This window comes from Chryseobacterium capnotolerans (assembly GCF_021278965.1).
Classification (GTDB): domain Bacteria; phylum Bacteroidota; class Bacteroidia; order Flavobacteriales; family Weeksellaceae; genus Chryseobacterium; species Chryseobacterium capnotolerans.
In genome coordinates this window covers 3500202-3518114 of record NZ_CP065589.1, presented here as the reverse complement: position 1 = coordinate 3518114, position 17913 = coordinate 3500202, and the positions used below count along the sequence as shown (strand labels likewise).

Below are 17913 nucleotides of genomic sequence, written 5' to 3'. Positions count from 1 at the left end.
TATGAAGAATAATAAAAATATCATCGGCTTTTTTGAGCGTGTCATTGAAGATGATCGATTGTATCCCTCTCACATCAGTATGTATGTTTCACTTTTCCAATTCTGGAGTTTGAACCGGTTTCAGAATCCTTTTCGGATTAGCCGGGAAGATGTGATGAAGTTAAGCAAGATCAGGTCAATCGCTACCTACCATAAATGCATCAGAGAACTTTATCGCGCAGGATTTATACGTTATTCACCAAGTTATAACTCATACAAAGGAAGCTTGATTGAGATCATTGATTTTGACAGTGAAAAAGTAGGTGAAAAAAAAATATCTCAAAATCAAAATTTCTTACTACAAGATGAGATTCGGTTTTTAGTTCCGATGTTCAATGAAGTTGAGTTATATTTTACTGAGCGGGATCTCCCATCTGCTGAAGCAGATTGCTTTTTCTCTTTTTATCGATCTAAAAACTGGAAATTGAGTAATGAGAAACCAATGAAATGCTGGCGGGCTGCTGCGAGGAATTGGATCTCTGAATTGAAAAAATCTATAAATTAAGAACAGATGAAGAATATCGATCCCAGAACTCCGATATGGCGACTAACTGTTGAAGAATTTTTGGAGGTTTCCAAAAAAATTAATTCGGAAAAAAATATGAATTTGGATTGAAAGGTCTGGCAAAAATGCTGGGATGTTCTATTTCGAAAGCCTCGGAAATAAAATCTTCAGGACTGTTGGATGATGCCATCATTCAAAACGGAAACATTATCATCATTGATAAGGAAAAGGCATTAGCGCTTTTTGCACAAAAATAAGGATGCATTACCTTGAATTAATGCGGCGGTTTTGGGATTTTAACCAAAAAACATCAATTGGAACAACGGGAATTTCAATGTACTTATACCTGCTGAAAATTGGTTCTGACAATGACTCTTGTGATTTTCAAATTTCTGATGTTGTCATAAGCATAGAATTAGGGGTGACTAGAAAAACGGTAAAATCCACTAAAGAAAAACTCCGAAATTTAGGATTAATTCAGTACGAAGCAAAAAGCGGACTTGCTTGTAAATACAGGTTAATAGGAGATTATCCTTCACAAATTTCTAGCCCTGAAATGATGAGTAAAGAAGAAATTGGAAAGGAGGAATCTATTCAAAAAACAGTAGAATCCGGAGTTTCATTACTTACAGATCGTCCCGTTCAAAATTTTTCTGAAAACACCAGTGATCAGGAAATTGAAAGCGATTTATCGCAAACAATACAATCCTCAAAACCACAACCAACCACTCAAAAAGGGAACGATGAAAATATTCCGTCTTTCGAAGAATTTATAACGTATGCGGAAACATTAAAAATTTACGTGCCTGAGTTAGATTCTGAAATACAATCGAAATATGAGAATTGGAAAAACAATGACTGGAAAAATAGTTCTGATAGACCTATTACCAATTGGAAATCTTCATTGAAAAGTACATTACCTTTTATGAAAGGTCAAATGGAAAGTCATCAACTTTCACTTCAATCCATTCCGGATATAAAACGTCCAAAATCCCAAAACGGCAACCTTTGAAAGGCCGACAAATGTCTACGATAAAAATCCATTAAAAAAAATTGAATTATGACACTATCAGATTTAAAACCCGGTCAAAAAGTAACCATCAACGGAATGCTTGCCGAGTACAAAGGAATTCAAAAAGTGAAGATCCCAAATTTCGGTAAAGTCGAGAAAAGGGTCTTTCAAGGCGAAGGCATCAACATCTACAAGTATTATAATCTCAATGACGGAGCTAAAACCCTCAAAAGCGAGAAAATCGAGTTGGTATATAATTGCAAATCGATTAATCATTGAAATTTATCAAGAAAAATAAAAATTTCAAACCCAATTTAAAGCAATGTTATGGCTGTCCCGGAAAAGGATTTACGGTTAATCCGCAAGGAATTTGAAAATAATGATGAAATAAATCCTGAGAGAATTCGCTTGGGAAACCGTTTCGTGGACGATTTCATTTTCGAAGGTCACGAGGCTGCGGATATTCCCATCAATGCGCTTCGGGTAATATTTAATATTGTTTCTATCATCAGCAATGAGCAATTTCGTCCGGAAGACCGACCTAAACAACTCTCCTTGTTTGATGAGGAGTTTGAAACCGAGAACAATATTTTCGCTTCCTTAAAAATCAGGAACAATAAAATTTCGCCAAGCGGATCTTCAAAGCAGGTGGTAGATGCTTATGAATTTCTTACAAAGTTCAAAATGAGCTGGTACAAATCTACTAATTCCAAAGGTAAGGAAATCAAAACTTTTGGTGGACTAATTTCTATACCTAGTTATGACCAGAGAGGTTACACCACGTTTCTAATCAGTAGTTATTGGCTTAAAAAACTAATGGTTATTCCGGAATACAATTACGTTTTGTACAATTTGGTGTACAATATCAGGAACAATAAGCATATTATTTTCGCTATCTGGCTTGCAAAACTGCCTGAAAACGGAGCCGTTTTAAAACTCTCCACACTGAACAAGAAATTTGGATTGAAGTATAAAACTTCCAAGGATTTTTGTTTCAAATTTTTAAAACCTGCAAGAATCAGTTTGAATACATTCAATACGCTTTCCTTCAATTACAAGTATAGAGGGGATTCAATTTTTATTATTCCTTATTTAACTAAAATCATTTTGAACAACAATTTATCCCAAAACACAAGAGAACAATTGGAATCAAGCGAAGTGTATCTTGAAAATAGGGAAAAAATTGCCCAAAGATTAAGTTACATCAGAAAAAGATATGGTCTGCACGAAAATGAAATGCTCCAGTTTTCCCATCAATACAGAAACGTTCCACAAACAAGAGTTTTGATAGAAAAGGCATTCCATGCATTTATCCGAACAGCTCGATTGAAAGAAATTAAATCTACGGAATTTCAAGGAAAATTATTTCTAAATGAAATTCAGGAACACATCATACAAATTTATCGGCGTACAAAAATGGGAGAATTATTACCAAATGGTTACCCGATAATTATTTGAATTCGGAATTGCGCTCACCTGGAATTCGGAATTGCGGTCACTGAAGTTAAAAAATTGTTAAAATTCCGAAACTTTTGATTGAAATTTCGGAATTGCGCTCACTCCGAAATTCAAAACCACTAAAAATATGGATAACCATAAAAAAATGTGGATAACTACGAGTATTGTATTAAAAATGAATGAAAATGGAAAGTTGAATTCGGAATTGCACTCACCCGAAAACTGTTGTTTTTTCGGAATTGCGGTCACTCAACTTTCGGAATTGCGCTCACTGGAATTCGGAATTGCGCTCACCCAAAAAGTGGCTCAAAACCTTTGCCATAAGAGGATACGACGCCTCATTAAAAGTATATTAAAAGTAATTAAAAAGTCTTTTTTTTTATTAAAAAGGAAAATGTGGATAAAAAAATTGCTTTAAAAAAGAAAAAAATGAATTGCGAAGAAGTAAAAGAAAAAGTGAATATAAGAACAGTTTTGGAATCGTTCAGCCTTTTTCCTGTTAAAGAGAATTGGAAAACTGCATTTTACTTTGCGCTCGACAGGGAAGAAAAAATCCCGAGTTTTTCGGTTGATTTTGTGAAAAATAAAGCATTTGATTTCGGAACCGGGAAAAGTTATGATGTGATTTCAATCGTTCAGCAAATGAATCGATGTTCAGTTTCTGATGCTTTGAAGTATCTTGAAAAATTTGATTTTTCGATTCAAGAAAATCTTGAGATTGAAGAAATCGACCAAAGCAAGAATTATCAGATTCTCAAGGTAAGCGAAATCAAACATCCGGCATTAATCCAATATTTAAAATTCAGAAAGGTTTTGGAACAAAGAAATTTGATTAAAGAGATTTACTACGAACTGAACGGAAAAAAATATTTCGGCATTGGATTTTTTAATAATTCGGAGGCGTCGAAATCCGAAGTAAATATTCAAAGATATGTTTGGGCAAAAAAGATGTCACTTTGATAAAAAATGATTTGAATACTTCCAATGAAATTGTAGTTTTTGAAGGTTTTTTTGATTATCTGACTTTTAAAAATTTGGAAAGTGCAGAAAGTTCAATTTCAGATTGTTTGATTCTCAATTCTACGGCAATGCTTTTCAAAGTCGATAAAGAACTTAGAGCATATTATAAAACCTCACTTTTCCTAGATAATGATGATAATGGAATTACAATCAAACAGGTTATCCGGAAAAACTATAAAAATGTTGAAGATTGTTCTTTGTTGTACAAAGATTTTAAGGATTTAAACGAGTGGTTTTGTGCAACAAAGTAAAATGTAAAAATTCTGAAAATGATTTTAAAGAGAAATTTAATTTTAAAAATCATAAACTGGTTAAACCTTAAAAAAAACAGATTACCTAATGTTTAATTTTACATTTTTCCTACTATCAAAACCCTCTATTTAATCACTTCTAACTGATTTTTGGCTTTTTACTATTGCAAATGTAGGACAGCATCATTCACCTAAAAAAATATTTTTGGGTTTCTATAAAAATTCTTTCCACGAGTTCCAATAATTTTTTCAGACACTCCTGAATCCTTCGGACAAAAATATTTCGAGCCACAATCCTCCAAAACTTTGGAGGATTGTGGTTTTATATGCCTGATACTTTCCTATGATCATCGGCAAAGAAAAAGACGGAACCTCAGTTATACGAATCAATTAAATCGCAGACAGTCTTTGACATCAACGGAAAAAACAACAAAATAAAACAACAAATAATTCTGCTTTTCCAATTGGATATAAGCAGAGAAAGAAAAAAACGAGTGTCCTCGAAACCAAATCAATCAAATCGAAAATTTCAACAAATGCGAAAATAATTATTAACATTTAAAACGAAATATTATGAACATCGTAGGCAGAATTACAAAAAATGCAGAAATCAACAATTTAAAAAACGACAAGCAGGTCGTTAATTTTTCAGTAGCAATCAATGACAGTTACAAGACCAAACAAGGCGAACGAAAAGAGCAGACCACCTATTACAACTGTTCTTATTGGCTAAGTCCAAATGTTGCTAAGATTTTAACCAAAGGAACTTTAGTTGAATTGACAGGTAGGGCGAGTTCGAGTGGGTGGATTACAAAAGATGGAGAAATAAAATCGGGACTGAATTTCCATACTTCAAACATCAAAGTACACGGAGGTGGAAAAAAGTCTGACACAGAAGAACAACCAGCTTCACAGCCACAGAAGTCCAATGCTTTTGCGGAAGATACGGACGATGATTTACCATTCTAAAAGCATTCAAATATGGAAGCACAATATAACTTTCAAATGAAAGCGAAAAGTGATAAGAATGATTGGGAAAAGGTGGAAATCTTTTCCCAATTCTATTGCGAGAGAACTACAGCAATATGGTATGCAAAAAGTCTTTCAAGAAAGTTTAAATCAGAAATCCGTCTTACAGAGGGAAAAGAACCTTTCAAAACAAGCGGAACATACATTTACGAAAACAACAATTAATACAACAATTAATACAACAATTAATACAACAAATATTATGGCAATTGGTGCAACAATAAAGTAACATTTACAGGAAATCAAGAGGTTTTGGACAAAGTCTCGAATGTATTTCAAGAAATGATAGAAAAGGAAACTAAGGGAAATATCGGGCAACTGCCCGATTTTGTAAAGAGCAAAAACGGTCACTTCTGTGAAATTTATCTAAGTGAAACAGATGAATGTTCTTTCCATTATGAGACAAGATGGAGTCCAAATATCGAAGTATTATGGATTGTTGCAAATCATTACGATGTCGGATTTGTATTGGATTACGAAGAATCTGGCTGTATGGTTTTTGGCAAGACCATATGCGAAAACCAAATCTTACAGGATTATTTTCTCAATCAATGTGACTTTCAAGACTTCATCTACAATGTAGATACAGATTGTTACGAATTTGAAGGTGAAAATTACGATTACAAAAAGGAGATTGTGAGAATCCTATTAGACAGGAAAATAAATAGTAACAAACAAAAAATTGCATAAATGAAAACATCACTTCAACAAACAGAATATTTACTGATAAAAACAATGACCAACAGTGAATGGGATAATGGCGATTTTGCCATTATCGCATCTTCCTTATGTGACGGAAGAATTTGGAGAACTGCTTTTACAGTCTGAAACCGAAGACGATACACCAAGTTGTAGTTTAGCGGAGGCATTTGAAAAACAGGATTTATATATCAATTCTGCATTGGCACAAATGGGATGTTCTCTTTTGTGGAACTTATTCCGAAATGGACTGACAGAAAACAGAGGTTTTTTCCTTAATCTAAAAAATTTCCATTCTCAACCGATAAAAATATAAAAAACCGCCTGACCAAAAGTTGGGCGGCAAAAATGCAATTCCTCCCTACGGTCGGAAACGCATTTTTGCGGAAAGCGGAACAACCCCATTTCTAAAACAATTCCGGACTTTGGCTTTGGTTTGTTTTTGAAAAAAGGTTGTAGGTTTTAGTTGAAGATGTATAAATATTTTTTTTCACCTCAATATTATCCTGATTCATCTAAATAAATATATTATGTGTAGTATTTTAAATATTAATTTATATTCGTAGCTAAACATTTGATCGATGCTAAAAATTATCAGCATAAATATGTAAGCATTCTGCATCGCCTATTAATTGTATAATCTGACAACCTTTTTTCTTTACACATATATTGAACGTAAGCAGTTAGTTTATTGTCAAAAGAGGGAACGGCTCGTATTGAATCGTCTATAAACATTCTATATAGTCCAACCATTGAACAGACAATCAATAAATCTATTTTTAGCCTCAATTGAAAAATCATTTTTAAAAATGATTTGCTTTTCGCGCTGCCCAATGATTTTGCAGCATATTCTATTTCTTCTGTCGTCACTAGTTGTAAGATGTAAAAATTCAGATAATCCATAATAACAGCTAAATACTCTGCAATTATCACATCTGCAATTAGGAAGTGCAATGAATAAAATATTGACGGTAAAATCAAAACGAATTATTAGGAGCACAAGTAATCGAAACGATCCAAAAAGCAGTTTTCAAATAGAGCCCTGGTCACAAATTAACTTTACTATTTAACACCTATTTAATTTTCAATATTTGAAGGGCGCTAGTTAATTGGGTCTCCCTTTTAGATGAACGAAATTTACTATAAACTTATAGAGTATCTTTTAGATTGAGATTTAAAAAGTGTAAAATATAGCAATTAAAAGAAATAATTTCATAATTTTGTTATGTTGAAAACTTTTAGTAAACATATCAGCTTTATTATCTTACTATGTTTGGGCTTTTTTCTAATTCCAAGCATAGGCTATGCTTGTGCAAAAAAACAGTCAATACAGAACGAAAAAGTTGTTCTAAAGACCAATCTGCAAAAGCAGAACACAAAAGCGGTTGTAAGGATAAGTCCTGTAAAAAATGCAACGATGGTCACGACTGCAACGGTAAGTGTAATCACAGTTGTTGTAGATGTATTACTACTTCACCAGCATTTAGCTCACCTACGCTTATCTATTTTAAACTAACAAACCTTTTTGCCGAAACTAAAAAGCAAAAATTCAATTTTAAACAAGCCTACTATTCTTCAGGCTACTCTTCCATTTGGCAACCGCCTAAAATAGGATAAAACTATGGCTTGCTATCCACAGTTACGTCTTGTCGAAAACTAAATCCGGTTTTCGCAACCCTTTTATATATCTTATTAATTTTAAAATTTTCAAAATGAAATCAATATCAAAAATATTGATGGTAATCACCGTATTACTATCAGCTGTAAACAGTTTTGCACAAATCAAAAATGCAAAAACAGAAACCGTAAAAATATATGGCAACTGCGAAATGTGCAAAACTACCATTGAAAAAGCAGGAAATGTAAAAAATGTAGTCACAGTAAATTGGAATAAAGATACCAAGATAGCTACGATTGACTACGATAGTAAAAAAACAAATCAGGATGAGACTCTAAAACGTATTGCTTTAGCGGGGTACGACAATGAAAAATTTTTAGCCCCAGATGATGTATATGCAAAATTATCCGACTGTTGCCATTATAACAGGGAACTAAAACCACTTGCAAAGACCAAAGATGCAGATATGGATATGAAAGCCGAACACGGCAGCCACAACCCTAAAGAAATGGCTACCACAAATACGACGACTACACAAAATGCACCACAACTGAAAACTGTTTTTGACAACTATTTTGCAGTAAAAGATGCTTTGGTAAAAACCGATGCAGGTGCTTCATCGGCAAAAGCCGCTGAATTGGTAAAGGCAATAAAAGCTGTAGAAATGACAAAGCTTTTAACAGAAGAACATACCGTTTGGATGAAAATAATGAAAGATTTAACAGCAAATGCAGAGAAAATTGCTATAGCCAAAGATGTTTCAAAACAAAGAGAAACTTTTGCCATGCTTTCTAAAAATATGTACGAATTAATCAAAGTATCAAAACAAGAAACACCTGTTTATTATCAGCACTGCCCAATGTACAACAATGGTAAAGGTGCAAATTGGTTAAGCAAAGAAGAAGTGGTTAAAAATCCTTATTACGGTTCTAAAATGCTTACCTGTGGCAGCGTACAGGAAATTATTAATAACAAATAAAAAACAATTGTTATGGAAAGTATGAAAAACCAACACGGAATGCAACATACTCAAAAGAGTGAAGAAAATAATCACAATCATTCTTTAGCAATGTACAAACGCTTTGCTGTAATGGCTGTTGCAATGTTCGCAGCTATGTACTTTATTATGTATGCTATGATTGACGGATTGAATAATCTTATCCCGAACATCAACAATTTATATATGACGTTGCTGATGGTTTCGGCAATGTTGATTATTGAATTATTGATAATGAAAGGAATGTATCAAAACAAAAAAATCAATTGGGCAGTCATTGCCGTTTCTCTTGTGATTGGTGTCTTTTCGTGGTTTGGCATTCGCGAGCAAATAAATGTGGGCGATAAGCAATTTGTAAAAGGAATGATACCGCACCACGCTGCAGCTGTATTAATGTCCGAAAAAGCTAAGCTTACTGACCCCGAATTAATTGAGCTACAAAAAAACATACTCGAAACACAGGCAAAGGAAATCGAATTTATGAAGCGAAAGCTGAAAGAATTTGAAACAGATAAGTAAAAAATCATTCTTTAATAACTTTAAATAACATTACAATGAAAAACATATTTTTCTCCATCATAACATTGGCAACCATAGCAGTAGTAACAGTTTCATGCAATCAGTCTTCCAATAAAAACAACAATCAGCAAGCTAATGATAGCACTGCGATAGCAGAAACTCAAGATTTGTCATCAGCAACACAAGATAATACAGTAAGTAAATCTGCAACAATGGATACCATGACTGAAAAAGTTGAAAAACAAGAAGTAAAAGACCAGGTTCAAAACTTCTCTATCGCACCCATTATAAAAGATTATTTGGCGTTAAAAAATGCACTTGTAGCAGATAATGATAAAGCAGCAGCTAATGCAGGTAAGCAATTATTGGCAACATTTAAAAACGTAAATATGAAAGCCATCCCTGCTAACAAGCATAAAAAATATATGGATATAGCTGAAGATGCCAAGGAAAATGCAGAACATATTGGCGACAACGCAGGAAAGGTAGACCACCAAAGAGAACATTTCGCATCCTTGAGTAAAGATGTTTCCGACCTTATTACCTTGTTTGGAACTACACAAAAGCTGTATCAGGACTTCTGCCCAATGTACAATGACGGCAAAGGTGCTATTTGGATTAGCGAAGCTAAGGCAATTAAAAATCCTTATTACGGTAGCCAAATGCTTACCTGCGGTTCTGTGAAAAAGGAATTATAAAATGAAAAAAGTAATAAAGATAATTTTGGCAATAGTACTGTTTTTTTTATTGCTATACAATTATATCAGCCTGCCCTCAATGTAAATAAGGGGCAGGTTGACAAAACCGATTTTGCAAAAGTTTATACCGTTCCGGAAAATGTGCAAAACATTTTACAAAATGCCTGTTACGATTGTCATAGCAATAATACCAAAAATACGTGGTATTCCAACATACAGCCTATGGCGTGGATGATGAAAAGGCATATTGATAATGGCAAAGAAAAATTAAACTTTAGTGAGTTTGGCAGTATTAGTAGTCGAAGGCAAATAAGTAAATTGAAAGGAATAGCAAACCAAATTAAAGACGATGAAATGCCTTTAGCTTCATATAAAATAATGCACAGCTACGCAAAGCTCTCAAAAGAGCAAAAAAGTTTGATAATGGATTGGATGAACAAAAAAGCAGACAGCCTTTCAATAGAAAATTAAAAGCAGTACACAAAAAAAATATTAATCACCATTCTTAAAACAATCTATATTCGCAAAAAGGATTGTTGCAAATAAAATTATTTATATGGAACATCAACATACAGAAAATAAAGAAGCCCATACAGGGCATAACATGAGCAATATGCAGCCTGGAGCAAACCCATCAATGGGAATGGCAGGACATAACCACCATGCCATGATGATTGCCGATTTTAAAAAAGGTTTTATGTTGTGCTCATCCTAACCATTCCAATCATGTTGCTATCAACCATGATACAACATTTTATGAAAGTTGATTGGCAGTTTGCAGGTTCGCAATACATACTCTTTGCATTGTCAACCGTTGTATTTTTTTACGGTGGCTTTCCATTTTTAAAAGGATTGGTCAACGAAGTAAAAGCAAAGAGCCCCGGCATGATGTTTTTAATCGGCTTCGCCATAACAGTTGCTTACATCTACAGCGTTGCAATTGTTTTTGGGTTACAGGGTATGGATTTCTTTTGGGAATTGGCAACGCTTATTCTTATTATGCTGTTAGGGCATTGGATAGAAATGAAATCTGTTGCAGGTGCGTCAAAAGAATTAGAATTATTGGTACAGTTAATGCCAGCCGATGCACACATGGTAATGCCCAACATGGTGCATGATGTAAAAACCGACACATTAAAAGAGAACGACATTATTTTAGTAAAGCCAGGCGAAAAAGTGGCAGCCGATGGAATAATATTAGAAGGCGAAAGCTACCTGAATGAAAGTATGCTTACAGGCGAAAGCAAACCAGTACAAAAAGTAAAAGGCGATAAAGTAATTGCAGGTGCAATCAATGGCAACGGTTCTATAAAAGTTACCGTTTCCCATGCAGCAAAAGACTCTTACTTATCACAGGTTATTAAATTGGTGGACGATGCACAAAAATCAAAATCACAAACGCAGCTATTAGCAGACAAAGCTGCAAAATGGCTTACGATTATAGCATTGGTTACCGGCATTGCCACATTTTTATATTGGTATCTCACAGGGCAATCATTGGCTTTTGCAATGGAAAGAATGGTAACCGTAATTGTTATTTGTTGCCCTCATGCTTTGGGTCTGGCAGTTCCATTGGTTGTTGCAAAATCTACAGCCTTATCAGCTAAAAGCGGATTGCTTATTAAAAATCGTACTGCGTTTGAAAATTCAAGAAAAATAACCACTATCGTTTTTGACAAGACAGGAACATTAACTGTAGGAAGATTTGAAGTGTCAAAAATTGTATCGCTGCAAAAAGAGTTCAATGAAAATCAAATCATTCGCCTTGCGTCTGCATTAGAACAAAAATCAGAACATCCCATTGCAACAGGCATCTTGCGAAAAGTAAAAGACTTATCAATCACAATTCCTGCAACAGAAAATTTCAATGCCATCACAGGCAAAGGCGTTGAAGCAACAGTTGAAGGCAAAAAAATATTGGTGGTTAGTCCGGGGTATTTAAAAGAAAATAATTTTGCGATCCCCGACGGCTTTACTGCCAACGACACAGAAACGGTTGTGTTTTTAATCGTAAATAACGATTTGGCAGGTTATATTGCTTTGTCCGATGAGATCCGTCCTGAATCAGCAGAAGCAATCAAGACCTTAAAAGACAACAATATCAGATCCATTTTGCTTACCGGCGATAACAACAAAGTAGCAAAAAGTGTAAGTGACACTTTAGGCATGGATAGTTTTATTGCCGAAGTATTGCCACATCAAAAATTAGAAAAAATAAAAGAACTGCAAAGCAAAGGCGAATTCGTAGCTATGACAGGTGACGGCGTAAACGATGCACCAGCATTGGCAATTGCAGATGTTGGTATTGCAGTTGGCAGCGGTAGTGATATTGCAGCCGAAACCGCAGGTATTGTTTTAGTAAACAGTAACCCTAACGATGTTGTAAATCTTATTTTATTTGGTAAAGCCACCTATCGTAAAATGATACAGAATTTAATTTGGGCTACGGGTTACAATGTAATCGCATTGCCTTTGGCAGCAGGTGTTTTATATAAACAAGGCATCTTATTAAATCCGGCAGCAGGTGCGGTTTTAATGACGGTTAGTACAGTTGTAGTTGCAATCAATGCAAGTTTTTTAAAAATCAAAAAATAAAAATGAAAAAGATAACATTAATAATATTCATCCTTGCCATGTACACCTTTGCACAAGCACAGGATATGAAAGGTATGGATATGAGTAAAAACGAAAAGGTGCAACAGGCAACTTATACTTGCTCGATGCATCCTGAAATCCACGCGGCAAAACCAGGCAACTGTCCAAAGTGTGGTATGAAATTGATAAAAGAAAAGACTAAAACAGTAAAGCAGTCATCGAACAAAAAGAACGATGAAATGCAGATGCCTCCAAAAGAGCAGCCGAAAAAGGTTGACAAAATGAACAATATGTCTATGCCAAAAGAAAAGCATCAAACCGTAAAAAGAATTGTAAATACAAAACCTCCAAAAACAGTTCGATACGAATTATACGTCACAGATACACTAGTAAACTACGCAGGTAAAGAAAAGAAAGCCATTGCCGTAAACGGTCAAATACCGATGCCAACCCTAACTTTCACAGAAGGCGATACAGCCGAAATAGTAGTCCATAACCAATTAAAAGAAAGCACCTCGCTCCATTGGCACGGAGTGTTCCTGCCTAACAAAGAAGACGGTGTGCCGTGGCTTACACAAAAACCTATTAAGGCAGGCACAACTTATACCTATCGTTTTCCAATTATCCAGCACGGAACACATTGGTATCATTCCCACTCAGGTTTGCAGGAGCAGATTGGTATGTATGGCAGTTTTGTAATGAAAAAGCGTGAGGATGATAAAACTTATAGAGAGGGAATTGATGATTTGCCTACCGTACCCATCATTTTAAGTGAGTGGACAAACATAAACCCGGATAATATCAACCGTATGTTGCATAATGCCAATGATTGGGCAGCTATTAAAAAAAATGCAACACAATCTTACGCAGAAGCTATCAAAGAAGGTCATTTCAAAACAAAAGTAACCAACGAATGGAAACGTATGTTGGCAATGGACGTAAGCGATGTTTATTATGACAAAATTTTAATCAACGGAAATAACGCTACAGATTTAAAAAAAGTTGATGGCAAAACGCTAAAAGCAGGAGATAAAGTAAGATTACGAGTGTCAAATGGTGGTGCATCCTCTTATTTTTGGTTGCGCTATGCAGGAGGTAAAATTACCGTAGTAGCCAACGACGGAAACGATGTAGAACCTGTAGAAGTTGATAGATTAATCATTGCAGTATCAGAAACCTACGATATTGTGGTTACGATTCCTGAAGATGGGATTGCCTATGAATTTTTAGCAACTACTGAAGACAGAACACAATCGGCAAGCTATTTTGTAGGTAGTGGTATTAAACAACTTATTTCTCCGCTTCCTCGCCTTAAATATTTTGAGGGGATGAAAATGATGAATGATATGATGAAGATGAACGGCGATTTAGATGATATGGGTATGAAAATGAGCCTTAATCAAATGGATATGAATGTGGTAATGTATCCCGAAATAACCGGAGATAGTAAGCAGAAAGAAGACCATAGCCAACACAATATGAATATGGAAAATGATCCCAACCGTTACAATGCAAATGCTTTGGGAGAAATCAAAACGCTGAATTATGCAATGCTACAATCTCCTTCCAATACGGAACTTCCTAAAGATGCTCCAGTAAAAGAATTGAAATTTACCCTTACCGGAAATATGAACCGTTATGTGTGGAGCATGGATAATAAAATACTTTCAGAAGTTGATAAAATACCTGTGAAAAAAGGAGAAATTCTACGAATTACCATTCATAATAACTCAATGATGCGCCATCCGATGCATTTGCACGGTTTCGATTTTAGAGTAATTAATGGTAAAGGCGAAAAATCACCACTTAAAAATGTGTTGGATATAATGCCAATGGAAACTGATACTATTGAGTTTTTAGCAAACGAAGAAGGAGATTGGTTTTTCCACTGTCATATCCTTTATCATATGATGTCAGGAATGAACAGGGTATTTGCGGTTGACGATTATCAAAATCCAAATTTGCCTGACAAGAAGAAAGCATATAATATGTTGCAAAGAGAAAGCAATATGCCACACTTTATGGCTCAGAATGATTTTGCTACCAATGGAAATGATGGTGATGCGATGCTTCAAAAGGCAAGATGGAGTTTAGGAACAGAATGGCGATTAGGCTATAACGATGTGCACGGTTATGAAGTAGAAACACATTTAGGAAGGTACATTGGAAAAATGCAATGGTTTATGCCGTTTATAGGTTTTGATTGGAGATATCGTAAAATGGGTATGGATGAACACGAAACCAATTTATTTGGACAGAAAAATGAAAAAGATACACGTAGAGCTATTAGCTTAGGTTTTATGTACACTTTGCCAATGTTAGTAAACTTTCAGGCAGAGGTATATCACGATGGAATTGTACGTCTTTCCTTAATGCGTGAAGATATTCCCATCACAAAGAGATTGAGGGCTGGTTTTATGGTCAACACCGATAAAGAGTATATGACAGAGCTAAAATATATTATCAATAAAAATGTGGGTATTCGTACACATTACGATAGTGATATGGGCTGGGGTATAGGATTATCTTTAAATTATTAAAACAAAGGATAAACAGCTAAGCCAGGAAACCGAAAACGTTTTTTCAACCCGTTTGTGCTGTCTCGACTATTTAGCACAATATTACAATTTAAAATTGCACATGACAATGATAGAACTGATAAAGACAACACCCGCATTTCCTGTCAGGGAAATTGACAAAGCAGTTCAATTTTACAAAGACAAATTTGGTTTTAATTGTCGGTACAAGGAAGACACTTTTGCAATTTTGGTTCGGGACAACATAGAGCTGCATTTGTGGGCTTCCTGCAATTATAGTTGGAAATGGAAAAGCATTTTTCTATTTCTAAAACCGATTAGTAGTGGGGCAGAAAGCTTTTTAGCAGGAACACACAGTTGCAGAATTGAAGTAAAAGGAGTTGAAGAGCTGTATAAGGAGCTAAAAGAAAAGAGGTGCTTCACAATGAAAAAACAGAGATAGAAAGTACCTATTATGGCACAAGAGAATTTGCAGCATTAGACTTATACGGAAATCTTTTATCCTTTTATGAAAATGTATAAAAAGATGTTTTTGTATTTTAGTATTTGCTTAAATAAACAATTTGCATATCTTTGTACTTATGGATAATCTTTCTTGTATAAGGCAGCAGGCAGACGTTAAGCAGATAATGCGTTGCAAAGACCGGATTAGTGAAATTAAAGGGACAGTTGATTATTTATCTAGCGGACTTGAGTTAGCGGGTAACAATGTAAGACTGAAAATACTTTTTCTTCTTTATGAAGAAAAGAAACTTTGTGTTTGCGACCTAAGCGATATTCTCAGTATGACCATTTCGGCAGTTTCTCAGCACTTGCGAAAACTCAAAGACAGAAAACTCATTGAAACGGAAAGACAAGCGCAAACTATTTTCTATTCGTTGGCAAAAGAGTATGAAAAAATGCTCAAACCTTTTTTCAAAATCCTTAATGAAAACAAAATTTTGGAAGCAATATGAAAACAGAAAAAAAATTAATCGGTGCAGGACTTTTGACAGCAATTGCTTCGTCCTTGTGCTGTATTACGCCAATTTTGGCTATAGTTGCGGGTTCAAGCGGAATTGCTTCTACCTTTTCGTGGCTCGAACCTTTTCGACCTTATTTTATTGGTATGACTGTTTTAGTTCTTGGCTTTGCTTGGTATCAAAAACTGAAACCTCAAAAACAAATTGACTGTAATTGTGAAACAAATCAAAAACAAAATTTTATGCAAACGAAATCATTTTTAGGAAGTATTACCGTAATATCAGTTTTACTTCTATCATTTCCGAGTTATGCTCACATCTTTGTTCCGAAGACAAAAATCACGGCAATTGTTACCTCGACTTCTAAAATTCAGAAAGTTGAATTTACTATTAAAGGAATGACTTGTTCAGGATGTGAACATCATGTAAAGACAGAAATTAGCAAACTAAAAGGCATTGTTGAAGTTATTGTTTCTTACGAAAAAGGCAACGCAATTGTAAAGTTCGACAACAAACAAACCAGCATCGAGCAAATCGAAAAAGCTATTAACTCGACTGGTTACAAATCACTAAAAAGCAAAATTATTTCATAATGGACATCATTTTAATATCCGAAATAACTTGTCCAACCTGCGGACATAAGAAATCCGAAGAAATGCCAACTGATGCTTGTCAATTTTTCTATCAGTGTGAGAATTGCAAAACAATCCTAAAACCAAAAGAGGGGGATTGTTGCGTGTTTTGTAGTTATGGCACAGTGAAGTGCCCACCTATTCAAGAGGGAAATGCTTGTTGTAAATAAATGGAAGTGAGGTTAAATTTAGCCTCACTTTTTATAACTATGATTTTGTCATTTACAAGTTTGGGTATCAACTCATCTATAAGTAAAATTTCTAACCTTGCTACATATAGCGATCTTAAAAAAGCATCATTAAATACATTGTTGTAATGCAATAACTTAGGGAGGATGTATTGATAGCTTTTCCTTTCAACTGCTGAAGAAATTAGTTCTTTTTTAATCTTTAAATGAGAAATTTATTTTGACAGGAGTGTTCAGTGAGAGTTCCGGATATGGTTTGCTGGATTTATATAAATCTATTTGATATTCATTTCCTTCAATATCTACAATAGAAATATCGGTAATCGTCATTTTTTTGTTCTCATCTTTTGTTTAGACAAGAAAACTTACAGCAATATTTTTCGTTGCTTTATTTCCAACGACTTTTGTTATTTTGAATGAAGAATTGTCTTTTTCCGAATCGAGAATTGGATTATTAATATCAAATACTTTTTTTATAGATTAATTTTCTAAAGACAAAGTTTTAACCGTCGATTGTAAAGCTTCGTTTTCCTTTTTGAGAGATTCACAGTTGGTCTGGCTGTACGCCAATGAAGCCAGTGATATTGAAGATAGAAATAATATTCTTCTCATTTTTTTTATTGAAATTTCTTTGTTTAGAATTTTGATAAGAGTTTCAAATATACCAAAAAAATGATAATGAATCTTGTGCTCTTTTTTGATATTTATCCAAAATAGTTCTATACTCATCATTTTTTGCCTAACGGAATTTTTTCGGATAGTAAAAAAAGGATTCCCGTAACTATTAAAATACATCATTGAAAATTCATTAATTAAAGCAAGTTCAATACATCATCTAACCTGCGTAATACGAATACAGGTTGAACCCCATACCTGTATAAATTAGATACAGGTTACCTGAGTAAAAAGGATTATGCCAATCATCAAACCTGCGTAAAATACATACAGCTGGAATTCATACCTGAGTAAATCAGATACAGGTCATCTGCAAAAAATAGGACAATATTACTCATCGCACCTGCGTAATACGAATACTGGTGCAATCTCATACCTGCGTAAATTAGATACAGGTCACCTGCGTAAAATAAGTACAGGTCAAAATCATTACAATTTGATTTACAATACGGTAAGTAAATTTTCACTTTACAAGCAAT

General features: G+C 34.4%; 23 protein-coding genes and 1 pseudogene. All 24 read left to right on the top strand.

Annotation, left to right across the window (positions count from 1 at the left end; translation table 11 throughout):
• Position 1: 1 nt before the first annotated feature.
• Positions 2 to 544 (top strand): hypothetical protein, encoded by a 543-nt coding sequence (locus tag H5J24_RS16825; protein WP_068941689.1) that lies wholly within the window; start codon positions 2 to 4, stop codon positions 542 to 544.
• Positions 545 to 651: 107 nt separating this feature from the next.
• Positions 652 to 801 carry a DUF3853 family protein gene (locus H5J24_RS26230; RefSeq protein WP_429831629.1) on the top strand — a complete coding sequence of 50 codons (150 nt, stop codon included), beginning with the start codon at positions 652 to 654 and terminating at the stop codon, positions 799 to 801.
• Between the two features lie 77 nt (positions 802 to 878).
• Positions 879 to 1556 carry a hypothetical protein gene (locus tag H5J24_RS16815; RefSeq protein ID WP_141395635.1) on the top strand — a complete coding sequence of 226 codons (678 nt, stop codon included), beginning with the start codon at positions 879 to 881 and terminating at the stop codon, positions 1554 to 1556.
• 48 nt (positions 1557 to 1604) lie between these two features.
• Positions 1605 to 1835, top strand: a complete 231-nt coding sequence (locus H5J24_RS16810) for a hypothetical protein (RefSeq protein ID WP_040995576.1) — start codon at positions 1605 to 1607, stop codon at positions 1833 to 1835.
• Between the two features lie 48 nt (positions 1836 to 1883).
• Positions 1884 to 3014, top strand: coding sequence for a hypothetical protein (locus H5J24_RS16805; protein ID WP_068941693.1), 1131 nt, complete (start codon positions 1884 to 1886; stop codon positions 3012 to 3014).
• A 429-nt stretch (positions 3015 to 3443) separates the two neighbouring features.
• Complete coding sequence (locus H5J24_RS16800; protein WP_232815708.1) at positions 3444 to 3974, top strand: hypothetical protein; 531 nt, start codon at positions 3444 to 3446, stop codon at positions 3972 to 3974.
• Complete coding sequence (locus H5J24_RS16795) at positions 3950 to 4285, top strand: toprim domain-containing protein (protein ID WP_232815707.1); 336 nt, start codon at positions 3950 to 3952, stop codon at positions 4283 to 4285. The genes H5J24_RS16800 and H5J24_RS16795 overlap by 25 nt, the downstream gene beginning before the upstream one ends.
• 573 nt (positions 4286 to 4858) lie before the next feature.
• Positions 4859 to 5254, top strand: coding sequence for a single-stranded DNA-binding protein (locus H5J24_RS16790; RefSeq protein ID WP_068941695.1), 396 nt, complete (start codon positions 4859 to 4861; stop codon positions 5252 to 5254).
• Between the two features lie 12 nt (positions 5255 to 5266).
• Positions 5267 to 5479, top strand: coding sequence for a hypothetical protein (locus H5J24_RS16785; protein WP_068941697.1), 213 nt, complete (start codon positions 5267 to 5269; stop codon positions 5477 to 5479).
• A 117-nt stretch (positions 5480 to 5596) separates the two neighbouring features.
• Positions 5597 to 6004, top strand: coding sequence for a DUF1281 family ferredoxin-like fold protein (locus H5J24_RS16780; protein ID WP_082811087.1), 408 nt, complete (start codon positions 5597 to 5599; stop codon positions 6002 to 6004).
• The gene (locus H5J24_RS16775; protein ID WP_167386973.1) at positions 6005 to 6142 is read left to right on the top strand and encodes a hypothetical protein; all 138 of its coding nucleotides are present in this window, start codon (positions 6005 to 6007) and stop codon (positions 6140 to 6142) included.
• Positions 6087 to 6329, top strand: a pseudogene (locus tag H5J24_RS16770) (PRTRC system ThiF family protein); the annotation flags it as partial. The gene H5J24_RS16775 and the pseudogene H5J24_RS16770, both read left to right, overlap by 56 nt.
• A 957-nt stretch (positions 6330 to 7286) precedes the next feature.
• Positions 7287 to 7529, top strand: a complete 243-nt coding sequence (locus H5J24_RS16765) for a hypothetical protein (RefSeq protein WP_232815706.1) — start codon at positions 7287 to 7289, stop codon at positions 7527 to 7529.
• A gap of 196 nt (positions 7530 to 7725) precedes the next feature.
• Complete coding sequence (locus H5J24_RS16760) at positions 7726 to 8610, top strand: DUF3347 domain-containing protein (RefSeq protein WP_068941707.1); 885 nt, start codon at positions 7726 to 7728, stop codon at positions 8608 to 8610.
• 12 nt (positions 8611 to 8622) lie between these two features.
• Positions 8623 to 9147, top strand: a complete 525-nt coding sequence (locus H5J24_RS16755; RefSeq protein WP_068941710.1) for a DUF305 domain-containing protein — start codon at positions 8623 to 8625, stop codon at positions 9145 to 9147.
• Positions 9148 to 9182: 35 nt separating this feature from the next.
• Positions 9183 to 9845, top strand: a complete 663-nt coding sequence (locus tag H5J24_RS16750; protein WP_068941712.1) for a DUF3347 domain-containing protein — start codon at positions 9183 to 9185, stop codon at positions 9843 to 9845.
• 48 nt (positions 9846 to 9893) lie between these two features.
• Positions 9894 to 10316 carry a heme-binding domain-containing protein gene (locus tag H5J24_RS16745; protein ID WP_346730004.1) on the top strand — a complete coding sequence of 141 codons (423 nt, stop codon included), beginning with the start codon at positions 9894 to 9896 and terminating at the stop codon, positions 10314 to 10316.
• Between the two features lie 85 nt (positions 10317 to 10401).
• Positions 10402 to 10560 carry a hypothetical protein gene (locus H5J24_RS16740; RefSeq protein ID WP_232815705.1) on the top strand — a complete coding sequence of 53 codons (159 nt, stop codon included), beginning with the start codon at positions 10402 to 10404 and terminating at the stop codon, positions 10558 to 10560.
• 41 nt (positions 10561 to 10601) lie between these two features.
• Positions 10602 to 12440 (top strand): copper-translocating P-type ATPase, encoded by a 1839-nt coding sequence (locus tag H5J24_RS16735; protein ID WP_232815704.1) that lies wholly within the window; start codon positions 10602 to 10604, stop codon positions 12438 to 12440.
• A gap of 2 nt (positions 12441 to 12442) precedes the next feature.
• On the top strand, positions 12443 to 14980 hold the full coding sequence (locus H5J24_RS16730; RefSeq protein ID WP_096788281.1) for a multicopper oxidase domain-containing protein: 2538 nt from the start codon (positions 12443 to 12445) through the stop codon (positions 14978 to 14980).
• A gap of 106 nt (positions 14981 to 15086) precedes the next feature.
• Complete coding sequence (locus H5J24_RS16725; RefSeq protein WP_232815703.1) at positions 15087 to 15419, top strand: VOC family protein; 333 nt, start codon at positions 15087 to 15089, stop codon at positions 15417 to 15419.
• Between the two features lie 139 nt (positions 15420 to 15558).
• Positions 15559 to 15933 (top strand): ArsR/SmtB family transcription factor, encoded by a 375-nt coding sequence (locus tag H5J24_RS16720; RefSeq protein WP_027381139.1) that lies wholly within the window; start codon positions 15559 to 15561, stop codon positions 15931 to 15933.
• Positions 15930 to 16532, top strand: coding sequence for a mercuric transport protein MerTP (gene merTP, locus H5J24_RS16715; protein WP_027381138.1), 603 nt, complete (start codon positions 15930 to 15932; stop codon positions 16530 to 16532). The genes H5J24_RS16720 and merTP overlap by 4 nt, the downstream gene beginning before the upstream one ends.
• Complete coding sequence (locus H5J24_RS16710) at positions 16532 to 16741, top strand: GDCCVxC domain-containing (seleno)protein (protein ID WP_082811089.1); 210 nt, start codon at positions 16532 to 16534, stop codon at positions 16739 to 16741. The genes merTP and H5J24_RS16710 overlap by 1 nt, the downstream gene beginning before the upstream one ends.
• Positions 16742 to 17913: the final 1172 nt, after the last annotated feature.

Coding starts and splice junctions, on each gene's coding strand:
- H5J24_RS16825 (WP_068941689.1), top strand. CDS start 2: ATGAAGAATAATAAAAATATCATCGGCTTTTTTGAGCGTGTCATTGAA.
- H5J24_RS16815 (WP_141395635.1), top strand. CDS start 879: ATGTACTTATACCTGCTGAAAATTGGTTCTGACAATGACTCTTGTGAT.
- H5J24_RS16810 (WP_040995576.1), top strand. CDS start 1,605: ATGACACTATCAGATTTAAAACCCGGTCAAAAAGTAACCATCAACGGA.
- H5J24_RS16805 (WP_068941693.1), top strand. CDS start 1,884: ATGGCTGTCCCGGAAAAGGATTTACGGTTAATCCGCAAGGAATTTGAA.
- H5J24_RS16800 (WP_232815708.1), top strand. CDS start 3,444: ATGAATTGCGAAGAAGTAAAAGAAAAAGTGAATATAAGAACAGTTTTG.
- H5J24_RS16790 (WP_068941695.1), top strand. CDS start 4,859: ATGAACATCGTAGGCAGAATTACAAAAAATGCAGAAATCAACAATTTA.
- H5J24_RS16785 (WP_068941697.1), top strand. CDS start 5,267: ATGGAAGCACAATATAACTTTCAAATGAAAGCGAAAAGTGATAAGAAT.
- H5J24_RS16780 (WP_082811087.1), top strand. CDS start 5,597: ATGATAGAAAAGGAAACTAAGGGAAATATCGGGCAACTGCCCGATTTT.
- H5J24_RS16775 (WP_167386973.1), top strand. CDS start 6,005: ATGAAAACATCACTTCAACAAACAGAATATTTACTGATAAAAACAATG.
- H5J24_RS16760 (WP_068941707.1), top strand. CDS start 7,726: ATGAAATCAATATCAAAAATATTGATGGTAATCACCGTATTACTATCA.
- H5J24_RS16755 (WP_068941710.1), top strand. CDS start 8,623: ATGGAAAGTATGAAAAACCAACACGGAATGCAACATACTCAAAAGAGT.
- H5J24_RS16750 (WP_068941712.1), top strand. CDS start 9,183: ATGAAAAACATATTTTTCTCCATCATAACATTGGCAACCATAGCAGTA.
- H5J24_RS16740 (WP_232815705.1), top strand. CDS start 10,402: ATGGAACATCAACATACAGAAAATAAAGAAGCCCATACAGGGCATAAC.
- H5J24_RS16735 (WP_232815704.1), top strand. CDS start 10,602: ATGAAAGTTGATTGGCAGTTTGCAGGTTCGCAATACATACTCTTTGCA.
- H5J24_RS16730 (WP_096788281.1), top strand. CDS start 12,443: ATGAAAAAGATAACATTAATAATATTCATCCTTGCCATGTACACCTTT.
- H5J24_RS16725 (WP_232815703.1), top strand. CDS start 15,087: ATGATAGAACTGATAAAGACAACACCCGCATTTCCTGTCAGGGAAATT.
- H5J24_RS16720 (WP_027381139.1), top strand. CDS start 15,559: ATGGATAATCTTTCTTGTATAAGGCAGCAGGCAGACGTTAAGCAGATA.
- merTP (WP_027381138.1), top strand. CDS start 15,930: ATGAAAACAGAAAAAAAATTAATCGGTGCAGGACTTTTGACAGCAATT.
- H5J24_RS16710 (WP_082811089.1), top strand. CDS start 16,532: ATGGACATCATTTTAATATCCGAAATAACTTGTCCAACCTGCGGACAT.